This is a genomic window from Proteocatella sp. QWL-06 (genome assembly GCF_058684135.1).
The window spans coordinates 1,246,729-1,263,978 of record NZ_CM178755.1 but is presented as its reverse complement, the minus strand read 5'-3'; the positions used below and the strand labels follow the sequence as shown (position 1 = coordinate 1,263,978).

General features: G+C 37.2%; 11 protein-coding genes. 8 read left to right on the top strand and 3 right to left on the bottom strand.

Going from position 1 to position 17,250, the window contains the following annotated elements; all coding sequences use genetic code 11:
* The first annotated feature begins 12 nt into the window (after positions 1–12).
* Positions 13–543 carry a hypothetical protein gene (locus AC4PGZ_RS05950; protein ID WP_492160139.1) on the top strand — a complete coding sequence of 177 codons (531 nt, stop codon included), beginning with the start codon at positions 13–15 and terminating at the stop codon, positions 541–543.
* Positions 544–574: 31 nt separating this feature from the next.
* Here the strand turns inward: AC4PGZ_RS05950 and AC4PGZ_RS05945 are convergent, their stop codons facing one another.
* Positions 575–1,615 (bottom strand): IS30 family transposase, encoded by a 1,041-nt coding sequence (locus AC4PGZ_RS05945; protein WP_492160138.1) that lies wholly within the window; start codon positions 1,613–1,615, stop codon positions 575–577.
* A gap of 540 nt (positions 1,616–2,155) precedes the next feature.
* On the opposite strand from AC4PGZ_RS05945, the gene AC4PGZ_RS05940 reads away from it, so the two are divergent.
* The 4 genes from AC4PGZ_RS05940 (at position 2,156) to istB (ending at position 6,715) form a co-directional block, all read left to right on the top strand.
* The gene (locus AC4PGZ_RS05940; RefSeq protein WP_492160137.1) at positions 2,156–2,593 is read left to right on the top strand and encodes a hypothetical protein; all 438 of its coding nucleotides are present in this window, start codon (positions 2,156–2,158) and stop codon (positions 2,591–2,593) included.
* Positions 2,594–3,212: 619 nt separating this feature from the next.
* Positions 3,213–4,055, top strand: a complete 843-nt coding sequence (locus AC4PGZ_RS05935; protein ID WP_492160136.1) for a hypothetical protein — start codon at positions 3,213–3,215, stop codon at positions 4,053–4,055.
* Between the two features lie 421 nt (positions 4,056–4,476).
* Positions 4,477–5,994 carry an IS21 family transposase gene (gene istA / locus AC4PGZ_RS05930; protein WP_492160241.1) on the top strand — a complete coding sequence of 506 codons (1,518 nt, stop codon included), beginning with the start codon at positions 4,477–4,479 and terminating at the stop codon, positions 5,992–5,994.
* Complete coding sequence (istB, locus tag AC4PGZ_RS05925; protein WP_492159502.1) at positions 5,987–6,715, top strand: IS21-like element helper ATPase IstB; 729 nt, start codon at positions 5,987–5,989, stop codon at positions 6,713–6,715. The genes istA and istB overlap by 8 nt, the downstream gene beginning before the upstream one ends.
* Here the strand turns inward: istB and AC4PGZ_RS05920 are convergent.
* Complete coding sequence (locus tag AC4PGZ_RS05920; protein ID WP_492160135.1) at positions 6,638–8,578, bottom strand: stalk domain-containing protein; 1,941 nt, start codon at positions 8,576–8,578, stop codon at positions 6,638–6,640. The genes istB and AC4PGZ_RS05920 overlap by 78 nt on opposite strands.
* 667 nt (positions 8,579–9,245) lie before the next feature.
* Here AC4PGZ_RS05920 and AC4PGZ_RS05915 point away from each other — a divergent pair.
* Positions 9,246–13,193: an S-layer homology domain-containing protein gene (locus AC4PGZ_RS05915; RefSeq protein ID WP_492160134.1), complete on the top strand. Its 3,948-nt coding sequence runs from the start codon at positions 9,246–9,248 to the stop codon at positions 13,191–13,193.
* Between the two features lie 39 nt (positions 13,194–13,232).
* Here AC4PGZ_RS05915 and AC4PGZ_RS05910 read toward each other — a convergent pair whose 3' ends face one another.
* A complete protein-coding gene (locus AC4PGZ_RS05910; protein WP_492160133.1) occupies positions 13,233–14,033 on the bottom strand; it encodes an endo alpha-1,4 polygalactosaminidase in 801 nt (266 codons plus the stop codon).
* 149 nt (positions 14,034–14,182) lie between these two features.
* On the opposite strand from AC4PGZ_RS05910, the gene AC4PGZ_RS05905 reads away from it, so the two are divergent.
* Positions 14,183–16,360 carry an NAD-dependent epimerase/dehydratase family protein gene (locus AC4PGZ_RS05905; protein ID WP_492160132.1) on the top strand — a complete coding sequence of 726 codons (2,178 nt, stop codon included), beginning with the start codon at positions 14,183–14,185 and terminating at the stop codon, positions 16,358–16,360.
* A complete protein-coding gene (locus AC4PGZ_RS05900) occupies positions 16,357–17,250 on the top strand; it encodes a hypothetical protein (protein WP_492160131.1) in 894 nt (297 codons plus the stop codon). The genes AC4PGZ_RS05905 and AC4PGZ_RS05900 overlap by 4 nt, the downstream gene beginning before the upstream one ends.

Genomic DNA, 17,250 nt, shown 5'->3' with positions numbered 1-17,250 from the left:
CGAGGTGTTACTGTGGAAGACATTCGATTTGCTTTGCGAGATGAAATAGTGAATATTTTTGCCATGACTTACGGGGATATACCAGGAGCGTATTCACACCAAATAATGTTATGTAAAAAAAGCAAAATGCCAGAGAATAGGAGAGGTCCTTTCCTGTTAGATTCAAAACGTTCTGCCTCAGCTCATAAGCTGTCAGAAGCAGGATATGATTATTATGACAGAATTAAAAATTTTAAATATAACCTTAAATATATAGCATATATAGAATCTGAAATAAAAGTTAAAATTTCACTTGATTTATTTGAGGAAATAACTAGTGCCGGCTTTTTCCCTATATGGTCCCCTGAAGCTCCGTATAAATATTTTAATGGCCAGGATGAAGGATATATAGTTCTTTTTAGGGTGTTTGAAATTAATACTGATATTGATGAAAATTTTTTAATGAAAGGACGATCAGGACGCAATTTCTATTTCAATTTAGAACATTTTCCAAAGTATAATATAAAAAAACCGATCCTAAATTGCAATAACAAATTGAACTAATTATTTAAACCTTGAAAATCTGTTGTAATATTTATTGAGAATAAATCAAGTCCAACTCTAAATCAAAGAGTTCTTCCGGAGTCTTATATCCTAGAATTTTCCTTGGAAGGGTATTGATCCAGTCCTCCAGTAAGTTTATCGCTTCGTGACTGTAGTGAGATATACGCCTTCCTTTAGGGATAAACCTTCTGAGAAGTCCATTGTGACGCTCATTGGTACCCCTCTCAAAGGATGAATAAGGGTGAGTGAAGTATATCTTTGTATCACTGGCTTGCAAGGCAGACAGATCAGAAAACTCAGAACCATTGTCAGATGTTATGGTCTTAAAAATCCGTGAGAATTCACTGCCGAAATATTCCTTAAGTTGATACAATTCAGCCATTACAGCGTCAGCTGTCTTGCCTGAAATTTTCCGTACCATAGCGTTGCGGGTCTTTCGTTCTACAATGGTCAAGAGAACTTCATCCTTCTTGGATTTTGAACCTATGACAGTGTCTATTTCCCAGTGTCCAAACTCTTCGCGATTGTTGATATGGTCGGGACGGATGCTAATGCTATCACCTAAAATCTTCTTGTTCTTTCGAATGACGCTGCCTTTGGACTTACGCCTTAGTTTGAGAGGTAGGTGGAAATTCTTGATCCTTATCATACCCAGGTCGATATAGTTGTAGATGGTCTTGGTACAAAGGGTTTTGCTGAAAATCCCTTCTTCCCTGGCTCTGCCTACGGCAGCATCCACAGACCATGAATTCTCAAGCATAGACGATTCTATGTGTCTGATAAACTCTTCAGATTCCAGCAACTGGTATTGCTTACAGCATGACTTACGATTTTCTCTATATCGTGCCTGTCCAGCATCAGCGAGGTAAATTTTAATCTTTTTACCTGCTTTAATCTGATCTACTGTGCCACGTCTGATTTCGTTCAGAATCGTGTTGATAGGGCGGTTCATGGCTTTTGAGATAGCATAAGCTGACTTGTTATCCCTAAGCATAAGCTCGATTTTTACCCTCTCAGTCAAAGTTAGGTGTTTATTCTTTCGCGGATTTGTTGTAAACTGTGTATAGTCCATAGTGATAACCTTTCTGCAAAAAATCTGTTTGTGGTAAAACTATTTTACAACAGAAAAGGTCGCTATGGATTTTTTATTAGTTCAATTTGATTTACAATGAGTCAAAAGAACATATTATTATAAAGGAAGAAATTCATTCAATCGAATCAGAAAAGCTCGAAAGAACCGCCAAAAAAAAATATGTCAAGCTTTATTGAGGCCTTGGAGAAATCCGAAAAGCTACTTCAGGAATTTGACGAGTCAATATGGAATGCAGCTGTTGAAATGGTAAAAATGAATGATAAAAAAAGCATTACTTTTGTTTTTAAAGATGGCTCTGAAATAAAGCATAACTTTTAACTATACAAGAATAGCCCACAGTATTTGCAGTTGTTTTGCATATGCCGTGGGCTGTTTTTGCATTTAAACTCTAACTTGTTTACTTATTTATACTTAAGGGTATAAGCTTGTTAGTAAATAATTTAACATTATTGATTTTAATGGTTTATATTATTTACTGTTTTTGATTAATTTTTATATGAAATTTTAAAGGGGATAATTATGGAAATCTATAGTTTTGAGGATATACTTTTTAGCTTATTTCTTACAATTACCATATATTCTCTGCCGATTATAATTTATAGGTACATGATAATAAAATCTGCAGTGGATATTAAAAGTGCTAGAGCAATAACTATTAGTTATGGGATTTGTTCTTTTATAGTGATGTCTTCTCTACACATGCTTATTAATGGCAGAATAGCTAATGCGGGCCCTATTTTATTGTGGAGTTATATAAATTATTGCATATTGACAAGTGGGAAACAACAACGCATTTCCAAAGTAGAATCACTTCATATAAAAAGTGATACTTCCGAATTTGAACAGCAGAATATTTTAACAGTGGATAATAGTGCAATTGATTCTGAATCGGTTTCCGGGCAAAATATACCGGATTTTGCCGCACAAGAAGATGAGTTTATTGTTGATCAAAAATGAATCGTTTTCAAAATCTAGAGGTGAAGTATTGTAATCAATGTGGTAATCTACTTCAACCAGGTAGCTTTTTCTGTAGTAATTGCGGAGTTTCAATTGAAGGGAAAATAAAAAAATCTACCTCATGCGGAAAACGGCATGCTCGGTCATATAAGAAGATTTTTCTTTTTGCAGTTATTACGATTATTTTTTTATCACTTATTGGATTGAATATATACCAATATATTACAATTGAAAACAACTTGAAGAAAATATCTGATCAAAAAATTAAAATAGATAGTATGAATGATAGAATGGTTTATTATCAAGAGAAAGCGTTATTTCTTGATAATTACATAGTATTAATTGGAAGTGTTAGCAATACATATCACAAGTATGGTTGTAAGTATTTGGATATTTCGTCTTTCTTTGCATATAATACAGAAAATGCAGAAGCATTGGGGTATAAGTCCTGCGTGATATGTTGTAATTAATCAACAATCGTATATTCTATTCCAATATTAGAAAAATAAGCCAAACCGTATATTTTTATTATTAATTATAGATTGCATGATAAAAACCGTATAATTTAAATGAAGCTATTTTATAGAATGGCGTAAGTTTTGAGAAAATGGGGGGATCTATGAAGCATATCAATTTGAAACTTTTTTTGGAGAAAATTCTTGAAGGTTGTTTAACGGATTTTGACAAAGTATACAGGCTTCTCACATCAAGAGGATTTTTGTTGGATATTATAGATGGTGAAATAACAGTAAGTGATAACTCTCATAAATCAGATGAAAAAAATTTAAATGACATACTTGTAAAATCAGGAATAGGTTACACGAAAAATAGTAAAGTAATTTTCCGTGAAGAATATGACTGGAAAAGACTATTGAATTTATATGATAAAGTAGATAATGTAAATGATGAAGTCACACGTCATAACTGGTCGGACTGTTGGACTTATTTTGTAAGCCGTACACATGGCTATAAAGTTGCGGCAGTAGGGTATGAACCATATATTTCAAAATATCTCAAAGCTACTTCTTCAATAGGTATTACAACTTATTTTTCCTGTGATGCGCATCATGAAACTTTAAATAAATCTATAAAAATTAGATTCGTCAGCAGATTCGACCTATATTGGCATAAGTTGCTACATGAATCAATATTTAGATTTGAAGATAATCCTAATTTTAAATGGATATATAATACAATTAACAGTGAGGATCTCGGGTGCATTAAAAAACTATCTAAAGATTTAGACTCGATTACTATGGACTACGTTTCGCTTATTAAGATGGGTGATTCTATTTATGATAATAGAATTCAACTAAGAAAGCTTAAATCGGATTTCATAAAGGATATAAGTGGTAAAATAAATAGCCATACTCCTGATACGGAAGCTTTTCAGATTATGAATGAAACATTCCAAAGAATAATAAAAGACTCTTACAACTTGAGTACGGAGACTTACGTATAGGGGCATTAAGCATTAATAATTTTATTGTATTGCTCAATTAATTTCAAGACAGTAATCAACTGAATATTGATACAATTCAAAAGCACATGATTTTGCAAGGGCTTTTTTGTTGTCTGGAAACAGTTTTTAATATAACATTTAATAAAAAAAGCCACTTGCAAATTCAGTTTTCGTTTTGCAAATAGCTTGTTTTTTTATTATTTACCTGACGATAATCACAAAATCGTCCTGCTGTTTGTTTTTATTGAGGATAGGTGTTTGTTGTAAGATATAATTACCCAATATTGCAGAACGAAATTCCCCAGTTGTGCATATAGCTTTTCCTCAAAATTGCAAAAAGTCATTGATGGCATCACAATTTCATATTATCCTTGTAATTAACACCACATCAATTGCAGGGAGGAAACGGAGAATGCTTTCAATGACTCAACAAAATGATATCAGAAAATTGTATTTTGAACAAGGCAATAATATCAGTCAGATCTCTAAAATTACTGGTAATGACAGGAAAACAATAAGAAAATATATTGAAATAGATGACTGGTCTCCTAAACCGGAGGTTAAAAAGGAAGAATACAGGGAATCAAAACTTGATCCTTTTAAAAGTACTATCGATTCCTGGCTTGAAGAGGACAAAAAGTTCAAGAAAAAACAGAGGCATACTGCAAAAAGAGTTTATGTAAGGTTGTGTGAGAAATTTAAAACTGATTTCGATTGTAGCTACAGAACTGTTGCAAGCTATGTGGCAGAAAGAAAAAAACAGATTTTTTCTAAAAGCGTAGCTTCACTTCCTCTGGAACATATTGCAGGAGAGGCTCAAGTTGATTTTGGTGAAGCGGAGTTTTTTGAAAACGGAACCAGAATTACTGGTAAATATCTAAGTGTTGATTTTCCACACAGCAATATGGGGTATCTGCAGCTTTTTCATGGAGAAACCTTGGAATGTCTTATGCAGGGACTTATCAACATATTCAATCATATCGGTGGAGTTCCAAAAAGAATGTGGTTTGACAATGCATCTTCGATGGTATCAACAATACTTAAGGATGGAGAACGTACTCTCACCGAAGGTTTCATAAGATTTAAAAACCACTTTGGATTTGAAGCAGCTTTTTGTAATGCTGCAAAAGGTCAGGAAAAGGGAGCTGTTGAAAATAAAGTTGGTTATTTAAGAAGAAATCTGCTTGTTCCTGTACCTCAATTCCTGGATATTCATAAATTCAATAAAGAACTGCTGGGAGAGTGTGAAAAAGATGCTTTACGGGGACATTACAAGAAAGAAACATATATATCAGAGCTATTTAAAGAGGATATGCAGGCTTTATTGGTTTTACCAAATGTGAATTTCGAGGCCTCAAGATATGAATTTGTAAAGACTGACGCGTATGGCAAATTTAAGCTTAATCAAGGTATTCACCAGTATTCGACATCACCAAAATATGCAAAGAGTACAGTGCAGATCTGCATAACTGCTTTTTCCGTAATTGTTTTAGACGAAAGTCTAAGGACAGTAGTCGAGCATAAGAGACTATATGGAAATACAAAAAAAGAGAGCATGCTATGGATTCCATATTTAGAACAACTCTCATACAGGCCTGCGGCACTTAAATATACTGGAATATATCAGATGTTGCCTGATCCTTTGAAAAATCACTTAGAAAAATGTGATAGAAGCGAGAGAGGAATTATCCTTAAAACGCTTTCTGAAATGACAAAAAAGGACAGTTTTGACTCGGCAGTAAAAGCTTTTTCAGATGCAGAAGTAATTGGTGCACTGGATAAAGATAGTTTACTTGCAATTCATAATAGAATCCTTATGCCTGACTTTAAACTTTCACAATATATTCCGGAATGTGTTCCAGATTTGCCGCCAATAAAGCTTAATATCGATGCCTACGACCGAATTTTAAAGGGTTTAAACGGTGGACATAATGATTAGAGATCAGATAGCTGAATATATAAAAATTCTAAGATTCAGCCAAAATATGGTTGATAACAGCATGAATCTAGGATCTCTTAATGAACAGCAGTATTTTTTGAATCTTCTGCAACTTGAGGTGGAACATAGAGAAAATACGCGAATTCAAAGATTGATTAAAAATGCGGGATTCTATTCAATGAAGAGTTTTGACAACTTCATGTTTGATGATATAAACATGCCGTCAGGCATAGACTCAAGGTATTTGAGTTCATGTGAATTCATAGAGGAAAAAAGAAACTTTGTATTCTATGGAAATACTGGTACAGGAAAGACGCACTTAGCTCAAGCTATTGGGCTTGAAGCGTGTAAAAAAGGTATGAATGTAAAATTCTACAGGACTGCAGCGCTTGTAAACAAGCTCTCTGAAGCAAAAAAATCCAGAGACCTTAGTATTTTTATGAAACAGATACAAAAGGCTGACCTCATTATTCTAGACGAGTGGGGTTATGTCCCTCTCGATCGGGACGGCTCTCGCCTTCTTTTTGAAATAATATCAGAATGCTATGAGAAAAAAAGCATCATTGTAACGACAAATATCGAATTTTCAAGGTGGGCAACAGTGCTTTATGATGAGCAGATGACAAATGCACTTCTTGATAGACTACTCCATCATTGTTACCTGCTGATATTTAAGGGTGACAGTGAAAGAATGAAAAATTCTTTGATAAGATTGACATAAAAATTCCTCACCGATGCCTGAGGAAAAACTTTTAGCAAAAGTGAGGAATTTATGCTTGCAAAAAACAGGATAGGTTACAGTAAGTTTCTCGTTATTTGGATTCCACTCTACCTTTCCATCAAAACCCTCTATGATTGCGCGAATAGGAAGTAATGTTCTGCCGTTTACTATTATAGGAACTGTTCCACGCCCTGGGTCTATTTCTGCTGTAATGCCATTTATTGTCATTTTTGGATTTCCAATCCATAACTGAATGGTCTTATTATCAAGAGACAAAGTTGTCTTACTCTCAGATGAGTCCCATTTGACTTTTCCACCGATGGCCTCAATGACAGCCCGAACAGGAAGGAAGGTCCGCCCTTTTAATACTACTGGAGAGGTTCCTCTGCCGGGGTCGATTTCACTGTTATTTCCATTTATCATCATATTTGGATTCCCTATAGTCAGAGTTACTGTTAAATTTGACTGGGGCGGTTGTGCTACTGGAGCTTGTGATACTGGAGCGCTGTCATCAGAATTTCTGGTAACATATTCAAGGCATCCTATATCGATAATTCCATTGATTATTCTAGCTTTCCGATTGTAGTCATGAGTTCCTGCATCTACTGAAACACCAGCATCAATACAAGGGGATCCTTCTTTCAGTTCAAAGTCTCCAGACGATGGGTTTACAAATTGTGCATTCAAAGTCATGTTGTTTTCTATGATATTGTTGCCTTTATTTCCTTCAATAACTGTATTGGCCTTGTTGAAGATGTTGTTCTTCACTTCATTGGTAGAGCTGTTTGCATTTGCTACAACAAGCGCTGTGTCAGCATTGTATACAGTGTTGTTGTAAATCTTTATATTCGTTGCCGTACCGTTTGAGGTGCTGGCTCCACCAAATACAAGGGCAGCATAATTTGTGCAATCAAGGATCAGATTGTTTCTGACTGTTATGTTATCGGTAGTCTTGCCTTTATGCTCGCTGGCAAGCTCAATTCCGATATCGCAATTTCTTACGTAATTTCCTTCTATGATTATATTCTTGCCGCCATCGACATATATACCATCAGCACCATAATCATTATAGGTTGGATTATTTTTTGAAGAAATATTATAGACGATGTTTCCGGCACAAAGGCCATCTCTTGCTCTGTCTGTTTCGCCAGAGCCTGCAGTGCCCTCATATCCGATAAAGTCAATACCTATATTGTCGTTGTCATGGATCTTATTGTTAATGACCTTGAACTTTGTCACGTTACCATTTAATACCAGGGACTCGCTTTGTCCAAGCTTGCAGTCATAGATCTCATTGCCCTCTATAAGCAGATTTGTCACAGGCGTAGTCGAATTTGTTCCATAGACGGCTATGCCATGGGCATTAGAACTTGAAGTAATTCCATAAACTTTATTATTTACGATCTGGATATCAGTGCCGGCACCTGAGATGCTTATACCCTTTGGTGTATCGTTTCCGGAATTGTTGCATAGCTCAAGTCCTTCGATACGGATATAGCTCTTGTTAGAGATTGTCAGATTGGCCCCAGCCGTATTAGCGCCGCTGATGATGACTTTTTCGCCAGGATAGTTCTTGACAGTAATAAGCCCGTCAGATGATCCTGAGTTTGGAATTGTTACCTTTTCTGAATAGGTTCCTCCGCGTATAAGCAGTGTGTCTCCAGGTTTCAGTGCCGAAACTCCGCTTTGAATAGTTTTGAAGGGGTCACTTATAGAACCTGAATTGGTGTTGCTTCCGGTTGCTGATACATAATAGGTCCTTCCTGAAGCGAAGCTTATGTTGGTTGTGATGGAAAACATGGCAAGTAGAACTAATGTTACAATTAGTAGTATTGCGGCTGCATTGTTTGCATTTTTAATCATTTCCTCTTCCTCCTTGTATAAACTGTGAAAACTCTCTAATAAACTAACCGCCGCAAATAAAGGTTGCTGGCATCTTTTTCCGGTGAGACTGCAGTGATCGAATTTACATTTATTTACTAATTTTCTGCGGAATTCAGCTGGCAGTATAACAAAAATAATAAATTTGAATGATTTCTGATGCCAAATTACTTTCTTATTAGGCATGCTCAATCATACCCTCTTTAGAAGTGTTGTACCCATTGATAAGCCGATTCAACCACTGCCTGGATTATAGATAAGGCGATGAATGTGGATTAGATTTGTGGGAATGAAAGACATAGTATCTCATTTATGCGTATTATGTAAAGCCATAAAGAAAATAATAGAATTTCTTTATGGCTTTACAGGTATTTTTTGAATTGAAAGTATTGTTAAAGATATATTATTTTTTGAAATGTAAATATAAAATGCAATTAAGGGTAATAATTCTATAATAAGCTATAACAATATGATTAATTTAAATAATAAACACTTCATGCATGGATACAAGAGAAAATATGTATTAGAGATTGCTGCAGAGCAAATCTGTTTATATATGCATCGTTAGGATATGTCAGAGTAACTCATTTGTTCCTTTTTGTCTTAAAAGCAGTTGAGTCAATGGGTATCAATCATAAAAGGAGGCATTATGATGTCTAAAAAAATTTCTTTAAATCGTCGCTTTATGTCATTCATATTAATCATCTGTATGTTATTTACGATGATTCCAAACAGCGCATCTGCTGTAAAAGCGACAGATGTTTCAAATCATTGGGCGCAAAATATTATTGAAGGGTGGATGGATAAAGATCTGATTAAAGGTTATCCTGATGGTAGCTTTAAACCCGATAATAACATAACCAGAGCAGAGTTCAGTGCCATGGTAAACAGGGCATTTGGCTATACATCAAAAACTCCGATATCTTATCCAGATGTCAAAGAGGGAGAATGGTATTACGCTTCTCTGGAAATTGCGGTAGCTGCAGGATACATAGGTGGTTATCCTGATGGAACAATGAGGCCCAATAATCCGATCACTCGAGAGGAAGCAGCATCATTGCTGGCAAAATTGAACAGGCTTACCGAAAATGAAAGCGCAGCAGGTGTATTTACTGATTCTGCAAAATTTTATTGGAGCAAGGGAGCTATTGGTGCGGTTTCCGAGGCAAAACTGATGGGAGGATACCCTGATGGAAGTTTCGGAAATAATAAATTTATTAAACGTGGAGAAGCCGTAGCATCTTTAGATAGAACTCTTCAATATAGGGGTAAAGTTGTGCAGGCGGTTACAGTTAATGATACTCTTTCTGATGCTGAAACAACGCTCACATTCATGACTAATGAAGAAATCAGTGCCGGCGTTGGCACCAGCAGCGGTGGTGGAGGCAGCAGTGGTGGCGGGGTAAGCAGCAAGCCATTATCACAAGCAGCGCCTAAGGGACTGGCAGGAATAGCACCAACAACAGCTGGTGGAACAGATGGAAAGATAACAGGCACAACAGCTGAAATGGAGTACAGGATACCACCAGATGGAACCTGGATACCAGTAACAGGAACGGAAATCACGGGACTGGCAGCAGGATCATATGACGTAAGATATGCAGCGAAAGAAGGATATAACGCAGGAGAAATAGCAAAAGTAGCCGTACCAGCTTATGTAGCACCAGAAGCCGACCAGCCAGCACCTGAAGGACTTGCAGGAATAGCACCAACAACAGCTGGTGGAACAGATGGAAAGATAACAGGCACAACAGCTGAAATGGAATACAAATCTGCATCAGGACAAGTCTGGACGCCAGCAGCGGGAACGCAAATAACCGGGTTAGCAGCGGGAGCTTACAATGTAAGATATGCAGCTAAAGCGGGATATAAATCAGGAGCAATAGCGACAGTAACAGTACCGGATTATGTTGAAACAGGTGCAGAACAGCCAGCACCGGAAGGACTTGCAGGAATAGCACCAACAACAGCTGACGGAACAGATGGAAAGATAACAGGCACAACAGCTGATATGGAGTACAGACAATCATCAGAAGAAACCTGGACAGCGGCAGATGGAGCAGAAATCACGGGACTGGCAGCAGGATGGTATGATGTAAGGTATGCAGCTAAAGAGGGATACAAATCAGGAGCAATAGCAACAGTACCAGTACCAGCTTATGTAGCACCGGAAGCTGACCAGCCAGCACCTGAAGGCCTTGCAGGGATAGCGCCAACAACAGCTGGCGGAACAGATGGAAAGATAACAGGCACAGCGGCTGAAATGGAATATAAATCTGCAGCAGGAGAAATCTGGACATCAGCAGAGGGAACAGAAATCACAGGACTGGCTGCAGGATTTTATGATGTAAGATATGCAGCTAAAGAAGGATATAAAGCAGGGGCAACAGCCACAGTAACCGTTCCAGATTATGCGGCACCGGGTGTTGACCAGCCAGCGCCGGAAGGATTGGTTGGAATAGCGCCATCAGTATTTGGTGCAACAGATGGAAAGATAACAGGCACAACAGCTGAAATGGAGTACAGGATACTACCAGATGGAACCTGGATACCAGTAACAGGAACGGAAATCACGGGACTGGCAGCAGGATCATATGACGTAAGATATGCAGCGAAAGAAGGATATAACGCAGGAGCTGTAGTAACAGTAATAGTATCGGTAGGAGCAAATCAGGATCAGCCGATGCCAGAAGGACTGGTAGGAGTTGCGCCATCGTCATTTGGTGGAACAGACGGAAAGATAACAGGAACGACAGCTGACATGGAGTACAGGCCTTTGGTAGATGGCGCTCCTTGGATATCATCAACAGGAACGGAAATAACAGGATTGGAAGCAGGATGGTATGATGTAAGGTATGCAGCGAAAGAAGGGTATAACGCAGGAGCGGCAGCAACAGTACAAGTACAGGTTCCATCACCATTAAATCAACCGGCGCCGGAAGGATTAGTGGCAGTTGCACCAACAACATTTGGCGGAACAGATGGAAAGATAACAGGCACAACAGCTGAAATGGAGTACAGAATAGTACCAGCTGAAACCTGGATACCGGTAACAGGAACAGAAATCACGAGCCTGGCTGCAGGATTTTATGATGTGAGATATGCAACTAAAATAGGCTATAACGCAGGAGCTGCAGCAACAATACAAGTTAAAGAAGCGGAAGCAACTTTAAGCGCATTAGCAATAGATGGAAACGCAGTAAATGGTTTTTCAGCCGGGGTATTAGTATATGATATGGAATTGCCGGCAGGAACAGTTATCGTTCCTACAGTAACAGCAACAGCAACAGACATCAATGCTCCTGTAGTAATAACACCGGCATCAAGTCTGCCAGGGAAAACCACTGTATTAGTTACGGCACAAGACGGAATAAATACGCAGACATATACAATCAACTTTATATTCGCAAATCAGGTACCACTGAACTTAAAAGGAGTAGCACCAACAACATCTGGTGGTACAGATGGAAAGATTACAGGCACAACGGATGAAATGGAATACAAATCTGAAGCAGAAGCAACCTGGACCCCGGTAGCAGGGACAGAAATAACAGGATTAGCAGCGGGAACTTACAATGTACGATATGCAGCTAAAGAAGGATACAGTGTGGGATTACCAGCAAATGTTGTTGTTCCAAATCCTGGTTCAGGCAAACTCGTAATCACATTCGATGACGGCTGGAAGGACACCATCACGGTGGCATATCCCGTACTTGAGCAAGCAGGGTTAAAAGCAACGGTATATGTAAACCGGGATATGACTTGGGGCGAGGAATACGGATGGGGAAATGGCAACTTCATGAATTATAATGATCTGCATACACTTTATGATAACGGGTGGGACGTGAGCAACCATACTACGAATCACCTGGATTATAAAAGAAATTCTGAAGGACAATTGGTTGATAAGGAAGGAAATGTATTATTATGGCAGACTCCTGAACTATATGGAGCAGCGCACCCTGAAATTGCCGTAGATCAATGGTACGATGAATGGATTAAGACTTTATATGCAGTCGGTTCAGATCCGGGCGCCGTTGATAGTATACTGAAGCCAATATATCTTGAAAATCAGGAATGGCTGAGCCGTGACGGGCTGGACTATGGACCTGACGGCATCAATCCTTTGGGTAAAATGATTGATGGAGTATGGACTCCTGGAAAAGCTCTGAACATGCCACTCAGCGCTTACCATGTTGCTTATCCGTCTGGACTATACAGTGAAGAGCTTATTCAGATGCTTATAGCAAATGGGGCTATGACAGGCAGGGCAACAATGGATAATCCGGCCAACAGCAATAATGTCATGAATCCGGTAAAGGACTTCTTTAGATTACCGGTTCAATATGTAGAGACTCAACTCGGCGGGGAAAACGGTATAACCGATGAGAATTTGGCTGAAGTTCTGGCTTCTATTGACTACGCGGTTGACAATAGCTCCACAGTTATCCTTATGATCCACAGAGTGGGTTCAGTAGGCGATTTGTTTGTATCGACAGAGTCATTTAATGCCATTGTAAATCATGCGAAGGACTTGAAGAATGCAAGTCAGCTCGACGTGATGACTATGAGCCAGTGGTACAATATGATGAAATAGCATTTCAATAGATTAAAGAATGCAACAGACTTTGGGAGCCTAAAAGCTGAACCAAGGTCTGTTGCTTACATTATCAATTTCAGTTTCAAACTTCATATAATTGTTGTCATAAGGGCAATGATAATATAACCAGTTCAATTTTTTGCAGAATATATGGTTTTCCTGCCTGTCGTTGTGGGATATAGCCATAATACGGCAGTTTGATTTTGCGGCTATGGACGAAAGCCTGTGTACCAGATTCTTATAATACTCGTTGGTATCGGCCTTCTGAAAATTCAAGTCTTCAAATAATAAAGCGTCGGTGTATACGGAGGATCCCTGCTCAAAAAGTGAAAAACCACGATTTTGTATAATCGATAAATCTGGATACTTACTTTTTAACTCTTTGAAGAAGGCGATATATCCTTCGATCTGGTCTTTGACAGCATGACTATCCCGCAGGGTTTCAATATCGTCAAGAGTATCAAAGAATACTCCGGAATAGCCTTTGTCAATGATACGGTCTTTTATTATATTCTGAAGGATATCTTGATAGCTTTTTGATAATATGTCACCACCGTAGCAATCAAATTCAGATTTAAAGAATTTCTCACCATTGTCATAAAGATAGGCATCTTCAAGCATCAAACTGTTTTTGAGGTCATCGTATTTTTCAATCTCTACAGCAGACACATATGCATATAGCAATGTCCCGGAAGCTTTCAGTTGTGATATAATATCATCGGTGGCACCGAATGGGTGTATTACAGCAAGATCATAGGAGGAAATCCTGGGCACATCCTCAGGCGATATTATACTATAGTAAACTACGAAATTCTTTATAGCATTTAGTGGATTCATAAATTACCTCCCTATAAATTTTTTATGTAAACTTAGGCTACGTGCTAACATTATAGATTAAATTTCGCCAGAAGTAAAGCCTTTGCAGTTGAACATGATAAATGTGTCAGTTTTGGATAAGCAAGAATTTTAACATTAAGGAGACAGATATGAAGATACTGGTAACGGGAGGATTTGGATTCATTGGATCCCATTTGGTAGAACGATTAATTAAAGAAGGACACGATGTAACTGTGATTGATGATTTTTCCACAGGGGATGCATCGAACTTGAAATGTAATGTTACTTTGTTCAAAATGGGTGTTGAAGATGAAAAGTGTGAAAAAATATTTGCTGATTTTAAGTTTGACGTCGTGGTCCACCTTGCTTTCAAAGCGCTGCCAAAATTAGGTGGAAAGGAGTATGGAGAAGTCGATCGCTCTAATACTGTTGGATTATGCAATATCTTATATTTTTCTCAAAAATATAATGTAAATAAATTGATATTACTTTCTTCATATCAAGTTTATGGGAAACAGAATAAATTTCCTATCAATGAAAGCAGCCAAATACTCGCAAAAAGCGAGAAATCTGGAAGCTATATTGAAAGGGAGTATTTTTGTAATAAGTACCGAGAAAAAGGGATGAATGTTGTAGTGCTGCGTATAGGGTCTGTTTACGGGCCAAGACAGACTAAAAATTTTATAAGCAGCGTAATTAAGCATGCTCAGGATTATGAAGCAGAGCAGATTACAATTATGAATCAGATAAAGGATTATATATATATAAGTGATGTTGTGGAGGCGATTTTTAAGGCATGTGAAAAAAGAACAAGCAGTATATTGAATATTTCGTCTTCAACTGGTCTTACGAATTCTGAAATTCAGGGAATCATTAATAAGTATATTGAGCCTGATGAAAGGGTATTTTTAAATTACATAGACGGATACACTAAACCACAATATATGCTTGATAATCAAAAGGCGTGTTTTGAACTGAAATGGAGCCCCAAGTACTCTATTGACGATGGCATAAAAAAAACGGTTGAATGGTCGCTTAAGAATCCGGACATTAGTAAAAATAATGTAGTGAGCGAAAAAAAGACACTTTTTAATAGGATTAAAACAAAATGGTTTTCGGGAAATGTCCATAAATATTGTGAAAACTCAATTCTATTTGTAATTACTACAACACTGATGATTTTTCTGGAGCTGAAATTTTCAATTAAAGTTGATTTGCTGATTATATATATAGTACTGGTCAACGTATATTACGGATGGTGGCATGGAATTATTGCAATTCTTCTGTCGACGGCAGCTTATACAGGTATTAAAATGGGTTTTGATAATATGACAATGTCAGGCGTTTTCAGTAATGCAAGTCAAGCGCTTTATATTGCCATGTATTTCATCATAGGAGGCATTACAGGGTATGTAGTTGATCGAATGAAGGTTGAAAAAAAAGAGCTTCAAAGTGACCTTGATTCAATAAGTGAAGAATTGCGCTTAACCAATGCGATGTATGACAAAAGCATCGAAATCAAAAATTCGCTTCAAGAAACGATTGAAAGTAACGAAGACAGCTTAGGCAAAATTTTTAATATTATTTCAAGATTGGACAATGTTATTCCTGAACAGATTCTTTCGGAAGCGACTATGATATTTTCGAAAATGCTTAAAACAGAGAGTGTTCATCTATATTATCTGGATTCAAAAAAGAATCTCAGGTTAGCTGCAGTAAGAGGCCGTATAAAATATCACAAATCACTTATGAGTGATGATTATGAATTTCTCGAATCAGTGATTGAAGAAGGGAATACCTTTATTAACAGGGAATTCACTGATGATTATCCTATGGTCTGTGCGCCGATAATTCAAGATGGATGCACGCAGGCTGTTGTTTTTTTAGATAACCTTGAATTTAAAAGACTGACTTATCAGTTTTTAAACACCTTAAAAGTCTTGACATATTTGATAGCCAATTCTATGTCAAAGGCTGCTGAATATGAAAGTGCTATACAGGACAAAAAATATCTAAGCGATACTTTTATCATGAAAAAAGATTGGTTTGAGCGCCTTATAAAAGAAAAGCAAATGAAATTATCGGAAGGTGATATGCCAATATATCTGATAATATTCATGCAGGGTATCGGTGAAAAAAATGTAGAGCTATATCACAGAGTCAGACAAGTATTGAGAGAGTCAGACCATATTGGAGAAGTGGATGGCACAAGATTTGCTATCATGTTACTTAATACAAGTAAAGAAGAAGCATCTGCAATTGAACATAGATTAGTGGCCTTGGGCATTTCGGATACACAAATTGAGGCATTGTGGAGGACATTATGATTCTGAACATTTTAGTGATTCACCTGCTTTTATCTATTTTATTCAGCGGGATGATCTATCTGAAAGAAAAATCTTTGAACTACGCCATAACCTCTCTTCTTATTTCACTGGCAATACCGCTTTTTGGCGTGATTCTGTTTTCAATAGTCCGTTTTGATTTTTTAAATTCTAGAGTCAGTCAAAATGACTATATAGCTAAAGCGTACAGTGGCAGAAACTATTTTAAAGATTTGGACATTGCTGATGAAACCAATGTCGTATCGATTGAAGAAGCATTGCTGATTTCCGATACAGATTACCGGAGGGAAATAATGATGAAAGCTCTTAAAAAGGATGCGTTAAAGTATATTCAGTTTATAAGTACAGCAATTAATAATGATGATCCTGAAACTGCTCATTATGCAGCTGCAAGCATGCTTAATATGAGAAGAGCTTTGGATATTAAAATGAGGGAAACTTTAAAAATTCGCGATGAAAATCCCGATAACATTTCAATTGCAATGGATTATTTTGATATAACGGACAGCTATATAAATATATTTGATATTGATTCAGGAATAAGAGCAAAATACATTGATGATAATATTTTGATTTTAAAGACAATCATTGAGGACAAGGTAGGAACTCCTCAGAAATACATTATGAGGCTGATCGAACTTCTGGTAGCATCGGGAAATTACGAGGAAGCAAAGAAATATTGTAAAATTTTTTTGTTAAGTTATCCTGATAATGAAGATAAATACGAGGGACTGTTAAAAAGCTATTATGAAATGAAAAATAAGAAGGATTTCGATTTTGTTTTGCGTCGTCTAATAGATTCCGAAATAATGTTTTCAAACGAAATGCTTGAAATAATGCGATTCTGGATAATAGCAGCAGACGAGAGGTGA

Excerpts from the sequence above, each read along its gene's own strand:
- AC4PGZ_RS05945 (WP_492160138.1), bottom strand. The coding sequence starts at position 1,615 with ATGGACTATACACAGTTTACAACAAATCCGCGAAAGAATAAACACCTA.
- AC4PGZ_RS05940 (WP_492160137.1), top strand. The coding sequence starts at position 2,156 with ATGGAAATCTATAGTTTTGAGGATATACTTTTTAGCTTATTTCTTACA.
- AC4PGZ_RS05935 (WP_492160136.1), top strand. The coding sequence starts at position 3,213 with ATGAAGCATATCAATTTGAAACTTTTTTTGGAGAAAATTCTTGAAGGT.
- istA (WP_492160241.1), top strand. The coding sequence starts at position 4,477 with ATGACTCAACAAAATGATATCAGAAAATTGTATTTTGAACAAGGCAAT.
- istB (WP_492159502.1), top strand. The coding sequence starts at position 5,987 with ATGATTAGAGATCAGATAGCTGAATATATAAAAATTCTAAGATTCAGC.
- AC4PGZ_RS05920 (WP_492160135.1), bottom strand. The coding sequence starts at position 8,578 with ATGATTAAAAATGCAAACAATGCAGCCGCAATACTACTAATTGTAACA.
- AC4PGZ_RS05915 (WP_492160134.1), top strand. The coding sequence starts at position 9,246 with ATGATGTCTAAAAAAATTTCTTTAAATCGTCGCTTTATGTCATTCATA.
- AC4PGZ_RS05910 (WP_492160133.1), bottom strand. The coding sequence starts at position 14,033 with ATGAATCCACTAAATGCTATAAAGAATTTCGTAGTTTACTATAGTATA.
- AC4PGZ_RS05905 (WP_492160132.1), top strand. The coding sequence starts at position 14,183 with ATGAAGATACTGGTAACGGGAGGATTTGGATTCATTGGATCCCATTTG.
- AC4PGZ_RS05900 (WP_492160131.1), top strand. The coding sequence starts at position 16,357 with ATGATTCTGAACATTTTAGTGATTCACCTGCTTTTATCTATTTTATTC.